We start from the raw sequence: 19,256 nt of genomic DNA, 5'->3' as shown, positions 1-19,256 counted from the left end.
TTTCTTTCAGTGTAATCGATACACCATAACCAATCAACATTTTAATATGGAGGTATACCTACCGGATCATCCCAGTACAAAAGCCCCATAAACTAAACCTAATCCCACAACAGCAGCAGGGTGTATTTTCCATTTTTCCAATGCTACAAAACTAACCGCTGCAAGTAATGCTGTCTGCCAAATCCCCGCCGATTGATAAGCGCTAGTGAAAAACTGCAGAGCCAATGTACCGAGAAGAACCGCGACAATCGGACGGACGATTAACGTCATCGCCATGACTTGCGGAGCCCCTTTGAAAAAGTTGATAAACTTGAACAAAAGGATCATTGCAAGCGCCGTTGGAAGGATGGTAGCAATAAGCGCGACTAGCGCGCCGGGAATTCCGCCAACCTGGTATCCGATATATCCTGCAAGCTTGGTGGCAATCGGACTAGGAAGGGCATTGCCGAGAGCTAACACATTGCCGAACTCTTCTATGCTCATCCATCCGAAGTGGTCAACTACCTGTGCCTGAAGCAAAGGGATAATCGGCGGCCCTCCGCCATAACCTAATATATTAGGAACAAAAAAGGCCCAAAATATTTCTAGTAGCTTCATGCTGAAAAACCCCTGTCTGAATCACGCTGCTGCTTAAGCTTTTTCTTATTGGTGAGATAAGTAGATTCAATGAACGCGTAAGCGAGCGCGATACCAATCAGTAATCCTGGGTTTAACTTAAGAAGAACCAGCGCAATTATCGAAATTAAAGTCCATGTCAGCGTTTTGCTCTTCACCCAGCTTTGCCAAGCTTTTTTGAAGAAATCATAAGCCATAACCGCCATCATCACGCCGATTACCGGCTGGATTCCGTGAGTCATGCCGCCTACAATACCTGAATCTTTTAATTTATAAATAAGTCCAAGAAGCAGAATCATACCAATGAGTACGGGAATGACCATAGCTATAATCGCGATAAATGCGCCTAAGTAGCCTTTCACCTTGAAACCAATATAACCTGCCATCTTCGTGGCGATCGGGCCGGGTAAAGCATTCCCCATCGCAAGCACGTCTGTAAATTCATCATCCGTCATCCATTGGTACTTCTGAACAGCTTCCGCATGAACCAAGGGGATCATCGTTGGCCCGCCACCGTAACCTAGAAGCCCAATCCGAAAAAAACCGAGGAACAGACTCCAGTATGCCATCTTCCCTCTTCCCTTTCCATTTGCAGCTAGTTTCGTAAAGTACGAACCGCGTTTATTTTTTAATATCCGCTTGTGTCATTACGTCATACTCGCTGCCTAAATAATTTTGCAAAGCTTTTAAAGCCGCGGTGCCAACTGCTGTATCCTGCTCCCCATTACCGCCACTGACGCCTACTCCTCCAATGACTTCACCATTGACGACAATCGGGAATCCACCAACGAATATTGCGAATTTACCTGGCATCATTACGTGAATACCGAATGCTTCGCCTGTTGTTGTAGCAGGGCCTCCGGGTTGGTTGAACAGATGCGTGGAGCGCTTATGGCCGCTTGCCGTAAAGGCTTTGGAAGTTGCAATCTCAGGCCCGGTAATCCGCCCGCCGTTCATACGTTCCAGAGCAACGATATACCCTCCATCATCTACGATACAGATAGATTCCAAAGCCTTAACTTCTTCAGCCGCTTTCTTCGCAGCTTCTATCATCACTTTTGCTTCTTCCAACTCAAGCTTTAATACCGATTTCATGTAAAATCCTCCATTATGAATCTATCGTTTATACGCCGTGGTATACCGTTTTGATTTGCGTGTAAAATTCAAGCGCAGCACGGCCAGATTCTCGGTAAGTTGCTGTACTGGACATTTTCACTCCGCCAAATGGCGCATTATATGCGTTGCCCGTAGTTGGACGGTTAATTTTCACCATACCTGTCTCGATGTTCTGGATGAAATGTTGGATCTGGCTTGATTCGGACGTGCAGATCGCAGCAGATAGTCCGAATTCCACATCATTCGCGATATCCATCGCTTCTTGGAAGCTTGTAACGCGGATAACAGAGATGACCGGTCCAAAAATCTCCTCCTGCGCGATACGCATGTCAGGTGTAACGCCAACGAATACGGCAGGAGTAACGTAATAGCCATTCGCGTATTCGCCTTCTGTCATTTTGTCGCCGCCTATGACTAGTTCGGCGCCTTCTTCTTTTCCGATAGCGACGTAATCCAGCACGTTGCGCAGTTGGCTTTCATTGGCCAGTGGACCGACATCAACGCCTTTGCTAAGACCGTTACCAACTCTAAGCTGTTTGGTCTTCTCCACAAGCTTCTGAACAAACTCATCATGCACTGCGTCCATAACGATTACTCTGCTTGTACCGGTGCATGCTTGACCCGTTAATTCGAATCCGCCCTTCACTGCGAGCTCAACCGAATGATCGATATTAGCGTCATCCATGATGATCAGCGGGTTCTTACCGCCTAGTTCCAATTGGACGCGTGTGGATAAACGAACCTGACGATTGATCTTCTCTCCTGCACCTGTTGAACCTGTAAATGTAACCGCTTTAACGGCTTGGTGAGTGACTAGCGACACTCCTGTTTTAGAAGCCGAGCCTGTCACAAAGTTGATCACACCTGCTGGAAGTCCTGCTTGATGAAGGGCCTCCACCAAACGGTAAGCAATTAACGGTGTGTTCGATGCCGGCTTGAATACCACCGTATTACCTGTAACTAAGGCCGGTGCGATCTTCCGTACCGGAATTGAAATCGGGAAGTTCCAAGGTGTAATAACCGAAATGACACCTAAGGGTTCTTTCCGTGTGTATACGAAAACCGTTGCATCATCCGATGGGAGTGTTTCGCCAGAAACGTTTAACCCTTCCGAAGCGTAATACCTTAGCGTTTGCGCGGAACGTTTAACCTCCATCCGACTGCTTGCGATCGTCTTACCTTCTTCTCGGGTCAATTCTTCAGCGTACTGCTCCAAGCCTGCCTCTAGTAAATCCGCTGCTTTATATAAGATTTCCGCTCTTTTCGTAGGAGCAACATTTCGCCAGGTTTTGAACGCTTGTTCTGCAGCCACCATTGCCTGTACAACATCTTCTTCCGTCGAAGCTTGAAATCTTCCTACTCTATCATTCACATTAGCAGGGTTAGTCGTTGTGAAGGTTTCGCCGCTTGCTGCCTCCACCCATTCCCCGTTAATTAAATTTTTGAAAGTTTGTACTGCCGTTTCCGTTGCTGCCATGTCAATCCCCTTTCTCTTCAAATACCAATTTCGGCTCAAAGCAGGGCTCAATTTGCAATTTAGACCAATTCCCGAGAATTCTACTTCCCGGGAACGGTTTAAACTTCTATTTTCTATGAACGTTTATATGAGATAAGGACTATTCTAAGCAAAATTCGCGAGAGATCGCAGCGATGTACATTCTGCGCATCTTTGTAGCTTCTTCTACAATTTTGATGCAGCGTTGTTGATCTTCTACCGTTTTAGCATACTCTAGTACGATTTGGTAACCACGCTCGCCGTGAATCTCATCGGATACGATATGTAGGTCGAAGAATTCCACCTCTTCATCTGTAAATCCGTAGTGATTGCGAAGTGTTGGTGTTTGTCTGCGGTAAATGGCAGGCACTTGGGATTCAAGTCCAACAACTAGCGCTGCTGTTGCGAATAAGAAGTTTTCTTTGAATGCCATCCGGTAACACCAGGATTGCAAGCCGATTGTTTCAGGAAGCAGGTGCTGCATCGATTCAACGCGTTCGCGAGTCGTTCCGCAAGCTTCACCGAATCGGATTAACAAATCTGTATGGCGGTCGCCGCCCAGTTCCTCTTCCCACATGTTTTGCAGGATGAAGTCTCTTGCATCCTCATGCGGGCAGTTTGCATATATGTAAGCCAAGTATTCCGCGAATGGACCTACATATGCGTAATGCTGTTCTACCCATCTACCAAAGTGTTCTTTCGTCAATTCACCATTTGCCCACATTGTTGTAAAAGGAGCTTTAGCAACGGCATTACCTTCGATTGCTTGCTCGAGTGCTAGGCGGAATTCCTCTTTGTTCAATAAACGAGATTCAGTAACTGTTGCTGTCATATAAAACTCTCCTCTCAAAATGTAAAGTGTAGTATTAGAAAAGCTTATTGGTTATTTGGTATTTGGTATTTGGTATACCAAATTATTGCTTGGCTTTATTATTACTTAGATTAGGTTAAGCTGTCAACCCACTTTTTTTAAGATTAACAGGAGTAACATCGCCATGATTAAATACGCAACTGTAAACGGCGCATTCCAGTTAGAAACCTTATACGAACTCTTACCAATCAAATTAGACATCATCCCTGCAGTAGCATTGTAAGGCCCCATCAAGAAGGCCGTGGCTGCTCCCGTAAGCATGGCAATAGCCATTAGTTGAACGGAAATACCCAATGCTTGCGGATTCAAAGATTCCGCCGCTAGTGCCAATCCTACTGCCGGATGCAGCCCGATAAATGCAAGAGCTAACGGAATTAGCGGTATCATGAGCAAAAAGAGATCAGACCCGATGAAATGCTGAATAGCCATAATCCCCTCATTGATCGCATGGTTGCTGCCTGTTGATTTAATGGCTGAAATCATAAACCCAGCGCTTAAGAAGACATAGAATTGATCCTTCATTTTCAGCACATGGGACGGCAGCATCGATCGGCTTCTCGTTACGAACGCCTTGCCTTTCCGAATCATCAGGGACCATACAAAAGCAAACGGAATAACGATGATCGATACTAAAAGCAAAAAACCCATATGCGTAAATCGCTCCAATATAAATACTAGAACATTAAGAACGACGATTGCGATAAGAATTTGCCCTGGGTGACTCCCCTTCCCCTCATCCGTACCATCCGCTTGGTGTAGCACCGCACTTTCCCTGGCAGCCGATACTTCCTCAAGCACAGTCAAACTGATCTTCTTAAGCCTCCGGTTAGCAACCCAAGTTCCCATTAACCAATCCAAAACAAGACCCATCAAGCTGAACGGAATGACAATGGGCAAAATAGAGCTCCAACTTACTCCCGTCATCTCCACAATAATCCCTACAATCGGAGCTACTGGAGTCCACAGAATTGGCATACTGTAACCATGTGTAATCGCCCGGCTAATAAATCTGTCTTTTTGCTGAATGGGATAATATTGTAGAGAAGGATGAATGCTATGGTACATCATAGGAAGTGTCGCTAAATTCATAAATGAGCTCAAAATATATGATAATAATGAAGTAATACAATAAAGCATGCCGGAATGCTTAACTTTGCTGTACAGAATCGCTTGTACTTTCACCGCATATTGTCCAAGCTCAATCGGCAGGGCGATCATCGGAATTAAAACAAACAAGCTTAATATGTTCAGCATACTGCCGAAACCAAGGACGTAATTCGTCCATGATGCTCCGTTTGTCGCTAGGAGAATGACCCCCGTACTTAAGAATACAGCACCCAATATTCGGACGAATGGCTTCATAGAACCAAAGACTACGAAAATAATGACCAGACTAAACGCTGATTGGATCCAATTAAGCAATTCACTCGGGAAGATCTCTGAGACAAGATAGGCTGCGATAGCTGAAATAAACAGTGCTTGCTTCATAAGATTACAACATGTCTCTGACAGCTTGGGTCAACCGCGCGAGCGCCGTCTCAACAATCTCCTCTCCGATTTCTCGACTGGCTTTCGTGGCATCACCAATACAGCCATTACGGGTCATTTCTTCATAATAATAGAATCCTTGAATTGGACTGCCAGGGCGAAGCTTCTTCCAACGTCCCTCTTGAATGTCGCCTTTCTCCAGCTTTTCCGGACGAACCAGATGAGGTGCCAAATACATCGCTTCTGACACTTCGCGGTCGCAGCTGTGGCCGTACAGTTTAGATTCAATACGCTTGTCCATCACATCTTTGGCTGAAGCCGTTGTTTTTGCATAAAATAGGGATACTCCCAGCTCTGCTGTGAGCGTATCCGCTGCTACACCTAAAGTCGCTTGATTGCCGCCATGAGAATTGATGACCAAGAACTTCTCAATCCCTTGGCTTTTTAATGATTTAATGATATCGCGCAAAATCGCAATAACGGTTGAAGGCTCCAATGAAATCGTACCTGGAAAATGAATATGATGTGGAGAGACCCCCATATTTATCGTAGGTGTTAACAGCGCTTCAGGATATAACTTGGCCGTGAGCCTTTTCCCCATTTCTTCTGCAAGAACAGCATCGCAGCTTTCCACCATATGCGGGCCATGCTGCTCATGCGCCCCTAATGGAATGATGGCAATTTTGACCGTTTTGAGTGCTCCTTCTACCTCTGGCCATGTCATTTGTGTTAAAATATAAGCGTTAGACATCGTTCTATTCTCCTCTTTTCGTAGCGTTATCTTTCATTTTGTATATTGTATACCAAAATTATATTAGGATATAGAACTTTTTATGATTAATTTTACTTGATCAAATCTAATGATATTTTTCACTTATATAACGTATATTACTTGTAGGAAGAGAGGTGATTCACCCTTATGATGCGTCATATCCATTATCTAGATAAGAAATCGGTCGCTTATTTATCTGAAGCTTTAACGAATCATTATTCCTCAAAACCGGAATTCATAGAAATTGTCATTATTTGCGTCGGTACCAACCGTTACACTTGGGATTCTCTAGGCCCGATAGTCGGGAGTCGGTTATCCGAGCGGTTCGAAGGACACCGTTATGTTCATGTTTATGGAACGTTGGATAAACCGGTACATGCGCTTAATTTAGAGAAGACGATAGCCCTTATTACCCAAACACACAGTCAAGCTTACATTATTGCTGTTGACGCAGCTCTGGGCCAGTTCTATAAGATCGGCACGCTCCAGTTGGTGGAGGAACCGCTTCAACCCGGAGTCAGTTTAAATAAAGAACTTCCCCCTATCGGAAATATACATGTGAAAGGGATTATTAACAACCACAGCCTGCTCAACCATAAAGTTATGGAGCATACAAGTCTTACGTTCATTAATGAAATGTCCGCGGTCATCAGCCGTTTGTTAGTGAAATCATGCCAAGACATCATTCCACAATTACTTGTCCCGCAGTCTGTAAATGAAGCGCCAAACCATCTATTGTCTGCGACATAAATGGCTTGACGCTCTTTTTATTTAGAATTATTAAATCATGACGTTACCAAATCAAAACAGCAATAACGGTAGAAACACTTAAGCCGATAATAACAGGCAGGAAGTTTTTACGTGCTAGATCAATAACTGAGACGCCGGCGAATCCAGCAACCGCCACAAGAGATGACCATGCAATTAATGTTCCTCCGCCTGACCATACCGATCCCATCTGACCAATAGCTGCCAACGTTGAAGGCTCCATACCTACTGCTGGTCCCAGTGCGCCAGATAGCGAGCCGGTTAACGGAAGACCTGAGAATCCTGAGCCTTCTAATCCTGCAATAATCCCCATAATCAACAATCCGAACGAAGTTAGAATGCCGCTTGATGGGATCAAGTGTTGCACTGACATAACCAAATCATAGAGAATAGCTGGAGCTTTGACACCTTCACCTAAGGAAAGAATACTTTTAGAGAAATCTTCATTTCCTAGGAAAAAGAATCCTGCAATCGGAATAACCGGTCCCATCGCCTTAAAGGCGAAAACGAAACCTTCCGTTAGATGTTCACTAATCTTATCTAATGCTTGTACTTTCGAGAACACGGTACAAGATAGTATTAATAAGATGACAGCCACACCGCCGATAAACGCTGCGCCATCTCCTCCTTCAAATCCACTCATGCCTTCGTGACCTAATTTGCTCCCAATCATAACCGCCATAACAGCAAGCATCGAGAGTGGAACAAGAACGGCGAACACTTTGGACCACCGTACAGTAGACGGACTAAGCGTTTCAACTGCTGCAGCTGCTTCAGGAAACTCAGATGCTGGTTGTACAGTACGAATAGCTTGTACATTATTTGGTGTTTCCGCAGACGTGAATTCAGGCTTGCGAATCGCCTTTCTGTTCATTAGATAAGCACCTGTAAGCGCTACGCCACCTGTGATTAAGGATAAGATCATCGCTTTATCCGCTACTGCTGCCGTCTGGACTCCTGCACCCTTCGCGCTTAGCATCGGTGCGACCTGCATAACATAGTCAGAAGACAACGCCATACCTTGTCCCGCAATTGCAATCGCCATAGCTGCCCCCATTGCAGGTAGACCTGCGCGAATCGCAGCCGGAATCAGAAGTGCTCCAATTAATGGAACAGCTGGTGTCGGCCAGAAGAAAAGAGAAATAACATAAGTAACACCCGCTAGAACAATATAAGCGATGTGACCATTGACCATTAGCTTCTGGATAGGTTTGATCATGCGCTTGTCTGCTCCGATATCTCTCAGAGAAGCTAACAAAGCAACCATAAACGTAATAATTAAGAAAATCGTAAATAATTCTTTGGCCGCAGTCAGATTGGCATTGTAAACTGCTTTAAACCCGCTGATCACATCCCCCTTATAGATCCATCCGATTAAGAAGGTACCAATTAAAGTGGGAATGACTACTCCTCGTTTTAACAGCATTACGACGATAACGCTTAATGTCACTAAAGCATAGACAACATGTGATAAAGTGATCATGCTCATCCCTCATTTTCATTTTTTTGACCCTCGAAGAAAATAATAATGCATTTTCTTTCATGAATAGATATTTGGTGCATTGTATACAATAATATGCTAATACCAGGTCTAAAAAAATGAAATCCGTGGATGTTATGTACTAAACCGTAACAATAATGTTGTTCAGATGGTGCTTAAACAAAAAAAAATACAATTTTCAAGATAGAAAGCTACAGTTGCTAGTGTGAAAATCTTGGATTAAGTAGTTATCACCTCAATTGCTTAAGTATCAATGATTATTTTCAGAAAAATCTGTAAGCGATTTCAAAGTTATTTTAACAGATTTTGTCGATGAGGGGAAGAATAAATTGTATTTGGTATACAATTCCAATTTAATGTGGAGGGGTATGTTGAGACCCTGATATCATAACGTTTCATTTAAAAATCGCAAAGATGCAAAAGAACCCAAACGATGTACCAATCGTTCGGGTTCTTATTCTTATGGACTATAACAGTTCATTCAAAATGTGCCCCTGTTTTACGCTTAATTCTGATGATTTCAAACCAACTATACACCAATGGCTAAATCCTGCTGTTTTATTGGAAAAACCCTGTATTAATAAGGTTTTTCGGCAACTGATTCATTTCGTACAAGCAACGCAACGGACTCCACATGTGACGAGTAGACAGTGACAACATACATGAATGTGTCCGTAAGAATGTGTTTGCTCAGATTTAGTTTCTGAAAGAATTAAGGGCTTGCCTTTTATAGCTACAACCATTGATTCGATTTCATCTAAATTTATGAGCTGACGCTTCCCCTATTACCCCAATGTGCCGCCAGCTAGGCATCCCCTAAGTCTATTATGAGGCTCTTTCGAATCGGGCAATTTATCCTTCCCCCGAATGTGAATGTTAGAGCTGTATAGATTCGCTTGGACACATAATGACCTCTGAACTGTAGTCAGGATGTTCCATCGTAATTTTGAGATGCACCATTTCCTGCTTTAGCCCTCGAAAGAAGGTCACATCCTTACGCTATAATTCCAAAATACTCCTCTACGATTGCATCCAGCTGCGTTGCAATAGCATCAAAATCACAGTCTAAATCCAATGTACGTACGCTTATCTTATTTCCACTCATGCGATATGTATTATTTGGTGAAACACTCTCGTCGGTCTTTGCATAGAGAAGCATGCCAGAAACTTCGTGTGGTTCATCTTTGAGTTCCGTTTCCTTATTCTTCACATAAGTGAATATCTGATAGAGATTGCCGGAATGTAAGGTGTGCACATCGTAATGTATCTGTGTCGTGTGAGCATAATATTTTGCATCAATGATGAGTATTTTCTCATCTTTAGAAAGCATGATGTCCGTCTGCATTACCGGAAGCATGGATCTTATATCATCATCAAGCTGCCAAGGTATCTGTGGTGCGTTGGCAGTAAGCTCTTGAAACTCCTTACGATAATACTCAAGAATGAATTTCTCATACAGGCGACACATACGCTGCTCGTCCAAGAAGTCCATAAGGCGAGTAGTTCCGTCTGAATTTGTCTGCAGCAATCCCTTAACGACCAGATAGCAAATTGAAATCATCATCCGATATGTCTGATTGTTTCGGTTATACTGCAAATCCCAATTGATGCTATGAACATCCAGCGTTTCTACCTCACCGAAGAAAACCAGCAGCTTTCGCAGTTCTTTCTTGCGGCTCTTGGAAATATCCGAATGTTGCAAAAGCTCCATGGTAGTTTTGATAATCCGGTTAATATAGGAATTAACCGAAAAATCATCATAAGTGCAAACCATCTGCTTCTTCAGCATTGTGAGTGTCTTTATTGATTCGGAAATATCTATCTTTCCGCGAAGTGTAGACAGTGTTTCCGTTTCCGGAATATATTCACGACCGAGTCCACGCTTCAATTGAACCGAGATACCCTTAGCCAGAATAGCTGCGCATAGCTCTGCCGCATTATTAAATTGTTCGGTAGCTATATCCTTGTAGCCTTGATCATTTAACACTTGGAAAGCATACGACAGCATATAGTAAATATTCTGTACTGGTATCACTTAATAGCGCTCCTTAATTTATTAGACCAATCCTTTACTTTCAGTGGCTCATCAAACCAGTATTCCTTCAGCAAGGGAATAAGCTCGTATTCAACGATATTAGATAGCACCTGACCTTTAACCTCATCCAAATTGCAGAAATAGCTATGACCAATGCAGAAGCCATCGCCAAGTGTATCATCTGCGGCAATCACGCCATTCAGGTTTTCTACGCAATTGATAAGGCTATCAAATTTTGTATTGTTAAGCTCCATTCTGTATTCTCTGAATCCGTCAGATTCGAAGCATGGTGTCATTTCATAAAATGCGAAACGTCTGCGTAATGCATAATCCAACATTGCAAGGCTTCTGTCTGCAGTGTTCATCATTCCAATGATATAAACATTTGCTGGAACGAAAAACTTCTCGTCAGAATACAACAACTGCAGAGCATTCCCGCGTTTATCGCTTTCAATCAGCATAAAGAGTTCACCGAAAATCTTACTCAGATTGCCTCGATTGATTTCGTCGATAATAAAGAAATATTCGTTTTCAAGATCATCCGCTGCCTTCTTGCAGAAGTTATAGAAGGAGCCTTTCTTGATTTCAAAATTGAGGCCAGTTCCGGATGGACGGAAGCCTTCAATGAAATCCTCATAGGTATAGCTCTGATGGAACTGTACCATCATAACGCGTTTCTGATCCTTGACACCCATCATGGAATAGACCAAACGCTTAGCCGCATAAGTCTTACCTACACCCGGAGCGCCCTGCAAAATAACATTCGTTTTCTTTCTAACAAGGCCGACCAGCGTGTTGTAACTATCCTCATCCATATAAACCTCTTCGAGGAACTTCTCTTTATCGTATGGAGGATAAGTTTTCTCTTCTTCCTCGATATCATCCTCAGCATTAACTTCAAAAAAAGCGTTGAGCTTTTCTACGTAATCTGTATATGCCGTAATATCCGTTAAAGTCTTCATGACAGCTTGGCCTGGATGTTCCCATTCGCCATTGTCAATCCAGTTGACCTGACGAATATTTTTATATTCATCCTTTACGGTAGCATCAAATTCATAATCAGATGTAACTACACCCCGACCTACCAGAAGATGCATGCCTTTCTTAACGAATACAATATCGCCCGGCTTCATCTCATTGGCAAACTGCCAAGTAGCGTGAGCTGCATTCTTGTACGGTCGGCTCGGATCGATGCACTCTTTCATCTTCTGCTTCATTTCGTCTTTACTTGAAAAAGCCTTCAGGTCACCTATCTCACTCCAGCCAATTGCCATGATGCCTTTCTTGTAAAACTCATCCCACTTAAAGGCACCATCACCCGGAGAGTAAATCCAATAATGTACTGTATCGACATCCTCGTCAGCGAGTGCTGTACCTTTTGCGTCACGCTGACTCTGCGCTTTCTCGGCTCTTTTTTCTTTGTTGACCTCTTCAGAATAACGCCACGCTTCAAAAGAAAGCTCTTTGAAGTCCTTGAGGTTGCTCTCATCACTTGCAAGATACGCACGTAGTTTTTCAACAATATCGAAGTACTTTGAAGCGGCAATCTTAGTCTCGATTGTAGGCAATGAAGACACAACGGATGCTGGTATCTTCCCGGACACGTAGATGTACCACTCATTACGACTATCCAGATTCAAGAAAGAATTAGGCGAAATCCAGTAAAGTCCCATTGTTATCTTACTGTTGCCGTTGCCTTTTTTGTTAATCGTTAGATCAAAGTACTTAGAAAGAATTACGCGGTTGTCAGCTGTAGAATTTGATGCATACTTCAGCGCTGCTTCGAAAAGCTCCCAGATAGTATCGATATCATCGTCATCTCTGTCACCGACAAAATAATAGAAAGTGGCATTCTGGTTATTCAAAACAGGTATGCTATCAAAAGAAGTCGGCACTACAGTGCGTACTCCAAACTTCTCAGCAATGGAGGAAATAATCTTTATGCGGTTCTCTTCACGCATGGAGCTCTTATTGAAAAGACCAAACACTGTAAATGGGTCAATATCTACAATCTGGTTATCTTTTTCAAGAGTAGGCAAATTGATGCCAATCTCCTCATAAATACTCTTGATTTTGCTGATAAGCTCCTGTCTTTTATTCTTGTAGGATAGTAGATTATTTGCAAATTCCTTATAAAAAGCTACCCAGCTGTATTGATTTGAGTTGCTCATCTACGTTTCCTCCTCAATGTCCATCAAGATGGCACTATCAAGATTCACTACAATATCGCCCAACCTCAAGTACTGGGCGAATTACTACAAGGGGCTTAGTCATTAGCCCCTTTCAATTTAAGTAACACTGTACACTCCACATGCACCGTGTGTGGAAACATATCCACCGGCGTCACCTCCGCGACGCCGTACCCGCCATCGACCAGCACGCGCAGGTCGCGCGCCAGTGTCGATGCGCTGCACGACACGTACACCACGCGCCGCGGCTGCAACTCGAGGATCGTCGCCAGCAGCGCCGGGTCGCAGCCCTTGCGCGGCGGGTCCACCACGATCACGTCAGGCCGAACGCCCTGACGTGTCCACTCCGGCAGGACGACCTCGGCGGGTCCTGCCTCGAAGTGCACGTTCGTCATGCCGTTTAACTCGGCATTCTTGCGTGCATCCGAGATCGCCTCCTCGACGATCTCGACGCCGTACACCTGTCCTGCGCGCTGCGCTAGGAACAGGGAGATCGTTCCGATGCCGCAGTAGGCATCGACGACAACTTCATCGCCGGTCAACGCGGCGTACTCCAAAGCCTTCCCGTACAAGACTTCCGTCTGGACGGGGTTCACTTGAAAGAAGGATCGCGCGGAAATTGCAAATTTCACTTCGCCGATATAGTCATAGATGACCTCGCTGCCCCACAGGACGCGAGTCTCATCCCCAAAAATAACATTGGTCTGTCTCACATTAATGTTATGACAAATGCTTTTCACCGCAGGGATAGCCTCACGAATGCCAGCAATCCATTCATCCGCACGCGGAATCTCCGCCCCATTGGTCACCAAAACAACCATGACCTCGCCCGTGCGGAAGCCGACTTTGACGACGACATGGCGCAGAAGCCCAGTCCCCGTTTCCTCACTGTAAGCGCGAATCCCTAAGCGCGATCCGATCTCTTTCACGCGCGCAACGACTTCGTCGTTAGCCTCGTGCTGTATCAGACAAGCCTCCATATCAATGATGCGGTGGCTGCCCTGCGCATAGAATCCGCCGATGAGGCCCCCGCGTTCTTCCCCAAAAGGAACCTGAGCCTTGTTCCTATATCTCCAAGGATCTGTCATACCTAATGTAGGATGAACAACGATTCCCTCTTCATTTTCATTGGATTTTACCGCCAACTTCCCAATCCGCACCAAATTATCCACAACCTGCTGCCGCTTCACGCGCAGCTGCGCCTCATAGCTCAAATGCTGCAGCTGACAGCCACCGCACTCGTCATAAATCCCACAGTCGGGTGCCACGCGATCCGGACTCACTGCCAGCAGCTCCACCAAACCAGCATACCCATACTGTTTCTTCAAATGTTCCACGCGTACAAGCGCACGCTCACCCGGCAACGCCCCCGCGACAAAAAGGGTAAAGCCGTTCACACGGCCCACCCCTTCGCCATCATGGCTGATCCCGATGATCTCAGCCTCATATTGCTGTCCGATTTGAACAGGCAAGCCTGCCATCCAAGCTGGCACTTCTTTTTTCCCTTTGTTGTTACCCGATGCCGAACCCCCTGCTCTTCCAGCGGATCCCGACTTCCCGTTCCGTTCTCTATGTTTACCTGGCGCGGAGCCAGATGTACCTTTTGTTTTCATATTTCCCTCACTTAATTCTACCTAAAATTAATCATGTTAATCTTTTAATTTTTAAACCCTACTCATGCTCATCATGCCCATTCCCATGCCCTTTCAAATGAAACGGCGTGGTCAAAGCCTCAAGAAATTTCTTTTTATAAATCGATTGTCCGGACTCATCCACAATCACCTGCAAATGGCTCTGCAAATTCGTCATCACGCAAGGCAATGTCCCACCAAACTCACCGTCGAGATTCAGTTGGACGTAGTCTGGTGAATTAATTTCAATATGATTGGTCTGAAAATAGATCAGATTCGGATCACTCAAATGCTCGCCGCGCAGCGCCAGTGATACGATACGGATGAATTCTGCAAGGTTACATTTCTTCAAAATAATCACATCAAACATGCCATCATTAATGTTGGCTTCCGGAGCCAGCTTCTCAAAGCCACCTACGGAGTTGGTGTTGCCCACGAGGAAGAGCATGACTTCTTCATGCATCTCGCGATCGCCTGCTTTGATATAGAGCTCAATCGGCTTCAGCCTAGGCAGCTTCTCGAGTCCCTTCATATAATAGGCCAACTGGCCGATCATGGTTTTGAGCTTGCTAGGGACTTCATACGTCAGCTCGGTCATCGAGCCGCCCCCAGCGATATTGATGAAGTAGCGGTTGTTGATTTTGCCTACATCGATAGCGGTTGAATACTGCTGAATGATGAGGTCGCAGGCATACTCCAAATTCTTGGGGATACCCAGCGCACGCGCAAAATCATTCGTCGTCCCGAGCGGCAAAATGCCGAGCGGCGGTCTGCCTTCTCTTTCGGCCATGCCGTTGACGACTTCGCAGATCGTTCCATCGCCGCCCGCCGCGATAATTAAATCGAACCCGCGTCTCACAGCCTCTGACGCTGCGAGTGTTGCATCTCCTTCACCGATGGTCGCGTGAGCGGATGTTTCGAACCCGCCGCGCTCTAAGCGCTGGAGAATTTCGGGCAATCTTTTTTTCATTTCTTCCCGGCCTGAAGTCGGATTATAGATCAATCGTGCTCGTTTGACCACTCAGTTCATCCCCTGTTCACCTTATGGGAATACGGAGGCAATCTGCCCCTCAATCCATTTGGAAATTTGCGGACTAGGCAAGAGCGCCTGTCCATTATATTGATAGTCGAACCCTTCCAGACGGGAAGGAATCACTTTATGTGTAAAATAACCTTCACTGAGAAAAAGCGGTGCAACAACGACCTTATACGTTGGCTTCTCACGCGCCCACCATGCCATCTTCTCCGCTAATTGATCTGGCAAAAGCATAGCAATGTCCGCTTCGGCAAAGCCGCCTAGCGCCTTCACCCGCTCCGCGAGCAGCTCCAGCCCTTGGCGCCACTTCTGGTGAAAGCCGTCTTCCTTACTTCCATGTCCCACCAATAACAGAATCTCTTCCTGTGGCGAGACCGAAAGCTCTTTGATTTTGCCATAAAGAATAGCTGCAATATCGGGATGATCATCAATCGGCGACGTGAAGTGAATTCGCGCGCGTATATCCATAAGCTCCATGTCGGTTTCGAGCAACGGCTCTGCAATAACCCCTAACGCGTAGCTGATCTCATCAACATGTGTACTCCCAGAGGACACGAACAGCGGAACGACGATGATATCAGTCACACCTTGCTCCTGCAAGCTGGTTATCCCATCCTGTATCAATTTACCCTCGACAAGCTCTAGATATGACGCATAAATCGGCATGGCATCAGGCATCCGAACCGCATTCACGGCATCCTCCACCAGCTGAACCCAACCCTCATCACGGGATCCATGGCTAATGACAAGCACACCATACTCACTCATTCCTTTTTTCCCCCACCCGTACGAACTAAGCCTATCTTCCTATGCTACAGAATGTGTTCCCCTATGTCAATTTGAAGCCCGCTTAAACAGGAAAAACCCCGCATTACACGGGGTAATACAGGATTCGGCAAGTAACTATTTAACGACCTAAACGATCCAATGTCAGCACATAACCATCGTTCCCGTAATTCAGGCACCTTTTGACCCGCGAAATGGTTGCTGTAGAAGCTCCTGTTTCCGCTTCGATCTGGTTATACGTACATCCCTTGCGCAGCATACGAGCTACCTCAAGGCGTTGCGAAAGCGACTGAATTTCGTTAACGGTACACAAGTCGTCAAAAAAGACGTAACACTCTTCAATATCCTTCAATGTCAGTACAGCCTCAAAAAGCTGGTCTATGGCTTTATCATTTAATTTTTTTAATTGCATTTGCTGTCAACTCCCGGTCAAAAAGCATGTTAGCTCATAGGTACTCTAAGCTCCTGTGTATCATTCGACACGTCCTGGGTAATTCCTTCCTTTAGGATTGCAGAACGTTAAAATTTCTATGCGTTAATTGACTAAATAGTAACAAATCACGGGCACCCGTGACATTCGTCCATACCAAAGGTAGGCAAGTGACATATCCTGTAGGAGACAAATCTGATAAAAAGGATCGTGAATCCTAGTGACCAACCCAAGACAACAAATTATTGGTAATGGCGGAAATCGTCCTGAAGTTGAAACAAGAAGCTTAACGCTCCCTGGTGAAGGCTTCGGTCAATACCCAGGCTTAGGCGGTGGCAATCCCTTCGGTGGAGGCGGCTTTGAAGGCGGTGGTGGCTTCTTCGGCGGCCCTCCTGCTGGCGGTAATGCCGGTGGTGGATTTTTTGGCGGCGGTGGCGGTGGTAATCCCGGTGGTGGTGGCGGTAACTTCCTAAGCAATCTCATTGGCGGTGGTGGCGGTGGCAATGCCGGTGGTGGTGGTGGTAACTTCCTAAGCAATCTGCTTGGCGGCGGTGGCGGTGCGGGAGGCTCAAACCCACTAAGCGGCTTAAATATGAAGCAAATCTCCGGCTTCGTCGAGCGGATGGGCGGTATTGACGGCATCATCGGCACGATGGGCAAAGTTCAGAAGTTCATGTCTACCTTTCAGCAAATGGCACCGATGGTGAAAACACTCCTTGGCTCTGTCGGCAAAGGGAAAGTAGCCTCCGGAGACGTAGAGGAAGTCTTCCGTCCGAAACGCAAACGCCGTAAGAAATCCGGTACGGGTAAAAGACGCAAAGGCAGCTCGAAGTCTGGATCTGCTAGGCGGAAGCGTAGATAGTTGTGGGTGGTGAGGCGTGTGGGCTGCGGACGCACAGGAATCCGGTGCAAAGCGTAACTTTACCTGTACAGCGTAACAAATCACTTACACTGTACCCGCATGAGACTGCACAGTATGCGCTCCCCACTCCCACTCCCTCTGCCGCTTCAGCAATCCTGCCACCTAGACATGACAAAACAAATTAGCGGGAAAACCTCCCGCTAATTTAGTCTATTTTCGTATGCCGAGCGATATAACTGGAAAAAATCCAGCTATTTGCGGGCTTCACACTACTCCACCTTCAACTTCGTCCCCTCCGGCACGATCTGCACCCATGTGTTCCCCGGCAGCAGCGGCACTTCCTTGCCATCGCTAGCGTAGGCACGTAGCATGCCGTTTTTGCGTTCCCATGTGATCGCTTGGGACATGCCTTCTTGGAAGATCATCCCCTTGTTTGGCCCGAACACATCAACGATCCGGCGCCCCTCTTTGTCGATGATTTGATGCTTGCTCTCAAGGACAAGCAAATTCTTCGTCTGCAGCTGCTTGCCGGTTTCCTTATCGAGATGCGGTTTGCCTTCCATGCTGCGCTTATACACACCCCCAGCTGCATCGTAGTCATAGGAAGCGAAATACCCCATGAGGTATGGGATTTGAATATAATGAACGGCTGCACCCGTGAGTTTACTTTGTCCTGCCTTGGCGAACGCCAGCAAAGGCCCGTTCCACTCGGTGCGGAACTTGCGCGCCTCGGCACCTTTTTTCATTTTATCCACAGAGGTATACAGGTTGTGCGGTGCCTTACGATCGGTGGAGCGCCAATAGTAGGCGCCGTCGCCATACACTTCATCGAGATGGGCCAGATTGCGGCCTGCCATCATATCCATCGCATCCTGACTCCAGCCAGCATGCACAATAATCGCGTCCAGCGCGTCGCCGATTTCTACAAAATAAGGCCGAATGCTACGCACAGGACCGATCGCTCCAGCAGCTTGGCTCTGAAACACAGAGACGAATCTAGTAATCTCGCCTTCGGCAAGGATCTCATAGACGATGTCTGCCTGGTCGAGGCCGGTTTGGGGCCGGGCTTGTGGGGCATTTTCGACCATGACCATGTAGGGCCGAGTCTTCACCTCATGATCGGTTGGCAAACCGGTTAACGGGAATTTGTAAGGAAGCTGAGCTTCCACCGGGGTTGCGGTAGGCTGCATCGCAGGCGTTGGAGCAACAGTGGCCGACACAGCGACGGCTTGCGGACTTGGCGTTGATATAACAGACGTTGTATCACTGCAACCAGCAAGGGTTAGGACAGAACATCCAAGTATGATCCATGTGCTAAGGGTTCTTTGACGGACTAGCGGCAAAACTTTCAAGGGGCTGCACCTCATCTTCTCGTGGACTATCGATCTATGAAATGTATATGCTAGAGGCATGAAATGTAGAAGCTAGAGAGGAATTCGACTGTAGCAGGGTACGATAGCGCACGCTCTGTAGGCGGCCTTTGCTGATCTGATTCGCGCATTGGATAAATACATTGTATTCAGCGAAATTAGCGAAAATAAGTCACGTTCATTGGATTTATCCAGTAGCGACTCCTCAAATCGGGTGAGTTTGGCTTAAAACTAACGATTTGAGTGGATTTGTCCAATCAAATTCATTTTCTGGCTCCTTTTATGAGCATT

17 protein-coding genes are annotated in these 19,256 nt (G+C 46.0%); 2 read left to right on the top strand and 15 right to left on the bottom strand.

Features of this window, described 5'->3' with window-relative positions; all coding sequences use genetic code 11:
* Positions 1-66: 66 nt before the first annotated feature.
* The 7 genes from AC58QC_RS27385 to AC58QC_RS27355 form a co-directional block, all read right to left on the bottom strand.
* On the bottom strand, positions 67-597 hold the full coding sequence (locus AC58QC_RS27385; protein WP_497418210.1) for a chromate transporter: 531 nt from the start codon (positions 595-597) through the stop codon (positions 67-69).
* Complete coding sequence (locus AC58QC_RS27380; protein ID WP_497418209.1) at positions 594-1,184, bottom strand: chromate transporter; 591 nt, start codon at positions 1,182-1,184, stop codon at positions 594-596. The genes AC58QC_RS27385 and AC58QC_RS27380 overlap by 4 nt, the downstream gene beginning before the upstream one ends.
* A 52-nt stretch (positions 1,185-1,236) precedes the next feature.
* Positions 1,237-1,710 carry a GlcG/HbpS family heme-binding protein gene (locus AC58QC_RS27375; RefSeq protein ID WP_497418208.1) on the bottom strand — a complete coding sequence of 158 codons (474 nt, stop codon included), beginning with the start codon at positions 1,708-1,710 and terminating at the stop codon, positions 1,237-1,239.
* Positions 1,711-1,738: 28 nt separating this feature from the next.
* On the bottom strand, positions 1,739-3,208 hold the full coding sequence (locus AC58QC_RS27370; protein WP_497418207.1) for an aldehyde dehydrogenase family protein: 1,470 nt from the start codon (positions 3,206-3,208) through the stop codon (positions 1,739-1,741).
* Between the two features lie 139 nt (positions 3,209-3,347).
* Positions 3,348-4,058 (bottom strand): iron-containing redox enzyme family protein, encoded by a 711-nt coding sequence (locus AC58QC_RS27365; protein ID WP_497418206.1) that lies wholly within the window; start codon positions 4,056-4,058, stop codon positions 3,348-3,350.
* Positions 4,059-4,181: 123 nt separating this feature from the next.
* The gene (locus AC58QC_RS27360; RefSeq protein WP_497418205.1) at positions 4,182-5,585 is read right to left on the bottom strand and encodes a hypothetical protein; all 1,404 of its coding nucleotides are present in this window, start codon (positions 5,583-5,585) and stop codon (positions 4,182-4,184) included.
* A 4-nt stretch (positions 5,586-5,589) separates the two neighbouring features.
* Positions 5,590-6,336: a creatininase family protein gene (locus AC58QC_RS27355; protein ID WP_497418204.1), complete on the bottom strand. Its 747-nt coding sequence runs from the start codon at positions 6,334-6,336 to the stop codon at positions 5,590-5,592.
* 168 nt (positions 6,337-6,504) lie between these two features.
* Between AC58QC_RS27355 and yyaC the strand changes: the two genes are divergently transcribed.
* A complete protein-coding gene (gene yyaC / locus AC58QC_RS27350) occupies positions 6,505-7,107 on the top strand; it encodes a spore protease YyaC (RefSeq protein ID WP_497418203.1) in 603 nt (200 codons plus the stop codon).
* 43 nt (positions 7,108-7,150) lie between these two features.
* Here yyaC and AC58QC_RS27345 read toward each other — a convergent pair whose 3' ends face one another.
* The 7 genes from AC58QC_RS27345 to AC58QC_RS27315 form a co-directional block, all read right to left on the bottom strand.
* Positions 7,151-8,614 carry a hypothetical protein gene (locus AC58QC_RS27345; RefSeq protein WP_497418202.1) on the bottom strand — a complete coding sequence of 488 codons (1,464 nt, stop codon included), beginning with the start codon at positions 8,612-8,614 and terminating at the stop codon, positions 7,151-7,153.
* A 1,006-nt stretch (positions 8,615-9,620) separates the two neighbouring features.
* Positions 9,621-10,661 (bottom strand): 5-methylcytosine-specific restriction endonuclease system specificity protein McrC, encoded by a 1,041-nt coding sequence (gene mcrC / locus AC58QC_RS27340; RefSeq protein ID WP_497418201.1) that lies wholly within the window; start codon positions 10,659-10,661, stop codon positions 9,621-9,623.
* Entirely contained in the window at positions 10,658-12,832 is a 2,175-nt protein-coding gene (locus AC58QC_RS27335) for a DUF8426 domain-containing protein (protein ID WP_497418200.1), read from the bottom strand. Before AC58QC_RS27335 ends, mcrC begins: the two co-directional genes overlap by 4 nt.
* A gap of 95 nt (positions 12,833-12,927) precedes the next feature.
* On the bottom strand, positions 12,928-14,331 hold the full coding sequence (rlmD, locus tag AC58QC_RS27330; protein ID WP_497418199.1) for a 23S rRNA (uracil(1939)-C(5))-methyltransferase RlmD: 1,404 nt from the start codon (positions 14,329-14,331) through the stop codon (positions 12,928-12,930).
* 190 nt (positions 14,332-14,521) lie between these two features.
* Positions 14,522-15,451 (bottom strand): diacylglycerol kinase, encoded by a 930-nt coding sequence (locus tag AC58QC_RS27325; RefSeq protein ID WP_497418232.1) that lies wholly within the window; start codon positions 15,449-15,451, stop codon positions 14,522-14,524.
* A 72-nt stretch (positions 15,452-15,523) separates the two neighbouring features.
* Entirely contained in the window at positions 15,524-16,285 is a 762-nt protein-coding gene (locus tag AC58QC_RS27320; protein ID WP_497418198.1) for a sirohydrochlorin chelatase, read from the bottom strand.
* 139 nt (positions 16,286-16,424) lie between these two features.
* The gene (locus AC58QC_RS27315) at positions 16,425-16,715 is read right to left on the bottom strand and encodes a YerC/YecD family TrpR-related protein (protein WP_029198698.1); all 291 of its coding nucleotides are present in this window, start codon (positions 16,713-16,715) and stop codon (positions 16,425-16,427) included.
* Positions 16,716-16,953: 238 nt separating this feature from the next.
* On the opposite strand from AC58QC_RS27315, the gene AC58QC_RS27310 reads away from it, so the two are divergent.
* Complete coding sequence (locus tag AC58QC_RS27310) at positions 16,954-17,595, top strand: aminotransferase (RefSeq protein ID WP_497418197.1); 642 nt, start codon at positions 16,954-16,956, stop codon at positions 17,593-17,595.
* 269 nt (positions 17,596-17,864) lie between these two features.
* Here AC58QC_RS27310 and AC58QC_RS27305 read toward each other — a convergent pair whose 3' ends face one another.
* Positions 17,865-18,947: a DUF3048 domain-containing protein gene (locus tag AC58QC_RS27305; RefSeq protein ID WP_497418196.1), complete on the bottom strand. Its 1,083-nt coding sequence runs from the start codon at positions 18,945-18,947 to the stop codon at positions 17,865-17,867.
* Positions 18,948-19,256: the final 309 nt, after the last annotated feature.

It is taken from the genome of Paenibacillus sp. J22P51, from assembly GCF_059692215.1.
The sequence above is the reverse complement of the archived record's forward strand: the minus strand, read 5'-3'. Positions and strand labels throughout refer to the sequence as shown.

Excerpts from the sequence above, each read along its gene's own strand:
- AC58QC_RS27365 (WP_497418206.1), bottom strand. The coding sequence starts at position 4,058 with ATGACAGCAACAGTTACTGAATCTCGTTTATTGAACAAAGAGGAATTC.
- AC58QC_RS27345 (WP_497418202.1), bottom strand. The coding sequence starts at position 8,614 with ATGAGCATGATCACTTTATCACATGTTGTCTATGCTTTAGTGACATTA.
- AC58QC_RS27380 (WP_497418209.1), bottom strand. The coding sequence starts at position 1,184 with ATGGCATACTGGAGTCTGTTCCTCGGTTTTTTTCGGATTGGGCTTCTA.
- AC58QC_RS27375 (WP_497418208.1), bottom strand. The coding sequence starts at position 1,710 with ATGAAATCGGTATTAAAGCTTGAGTTGGAAGAAGCAAAAGTGATGATA.
- rlmD (WP_497418199.1), bottom strand. The coding sequence starts at position 14,331 with ATGGCAGGCTTGCCTGTTCAAATCGGACAGCAATATGAGGCTGAGATC.
- yyaC (WP_497418203.1), top strand. The coding sequence starts at position 6,505 with ATGATGCGTCATATCCATTATCTAGATAAGAAATCGGTCGCTTATTTA.
- AC58QC_RS27370 (WP_497418207.1), bottom strand. The coding sequence starts at position 3,208 with ATGGCAGCAACGGAAACGGCAGTACAAACTTTCAAAAATTTAATTAAC.
- AC58QC_RS27325 (WP_497418232.1), bottom strand. The coding sequence starts at position 15,451 with ATGAAAAAAAGATTGCCCGAAATTCTCCAGCGCTTAGAGCGCGGCGGG.
- AC58QC_RS27315 (WP_029198698.1), bottom strand. The coding sequence starts at position 16,715 with ATGCAATTAAAAAAATTAAATGATAAAGCCATAGACCAGCTTTTTGAG.
- AC58QC_RS27360 (WP_497418205.1), bottom strand. The coding sequence starts at position 5,585 with ATGAAGCAAGCACTGTTTATTTCAGCTATCGCAGCCTATCTTGTCTCA.
- AC58QC_RS27355 (WP_497418204.1), bottom strand. The coding sequence starts at position 6,336 with ATGTCTAACGCTTATATTTTAACACAAATGACATGGCCAGAGGTAGAA.
- AC58QC_RS27335 (WP_497418200.1), bottom strand. The coding sequence starts at position 12,832 with ATGAGCAACTCAAATCAATACAGCTGGGTAGCTTTTTATAAGGAATTT.
- AC58QC_RS27320 (WP_497418198.1), bottom strand. The coding sequence starts at position 16,285 with ATGAGTGAGTATGGTGTGCTTGTCATTAGCCATGGATCCCGTGATGAG.
- AC58QC_RS27385 (WP_497418210.1), bottom strand. The coding sequence starts at position 597 with ATGAAGCTACTAGAAATATTTTGGGCCTTTTTTGTTCCTAATATATTA.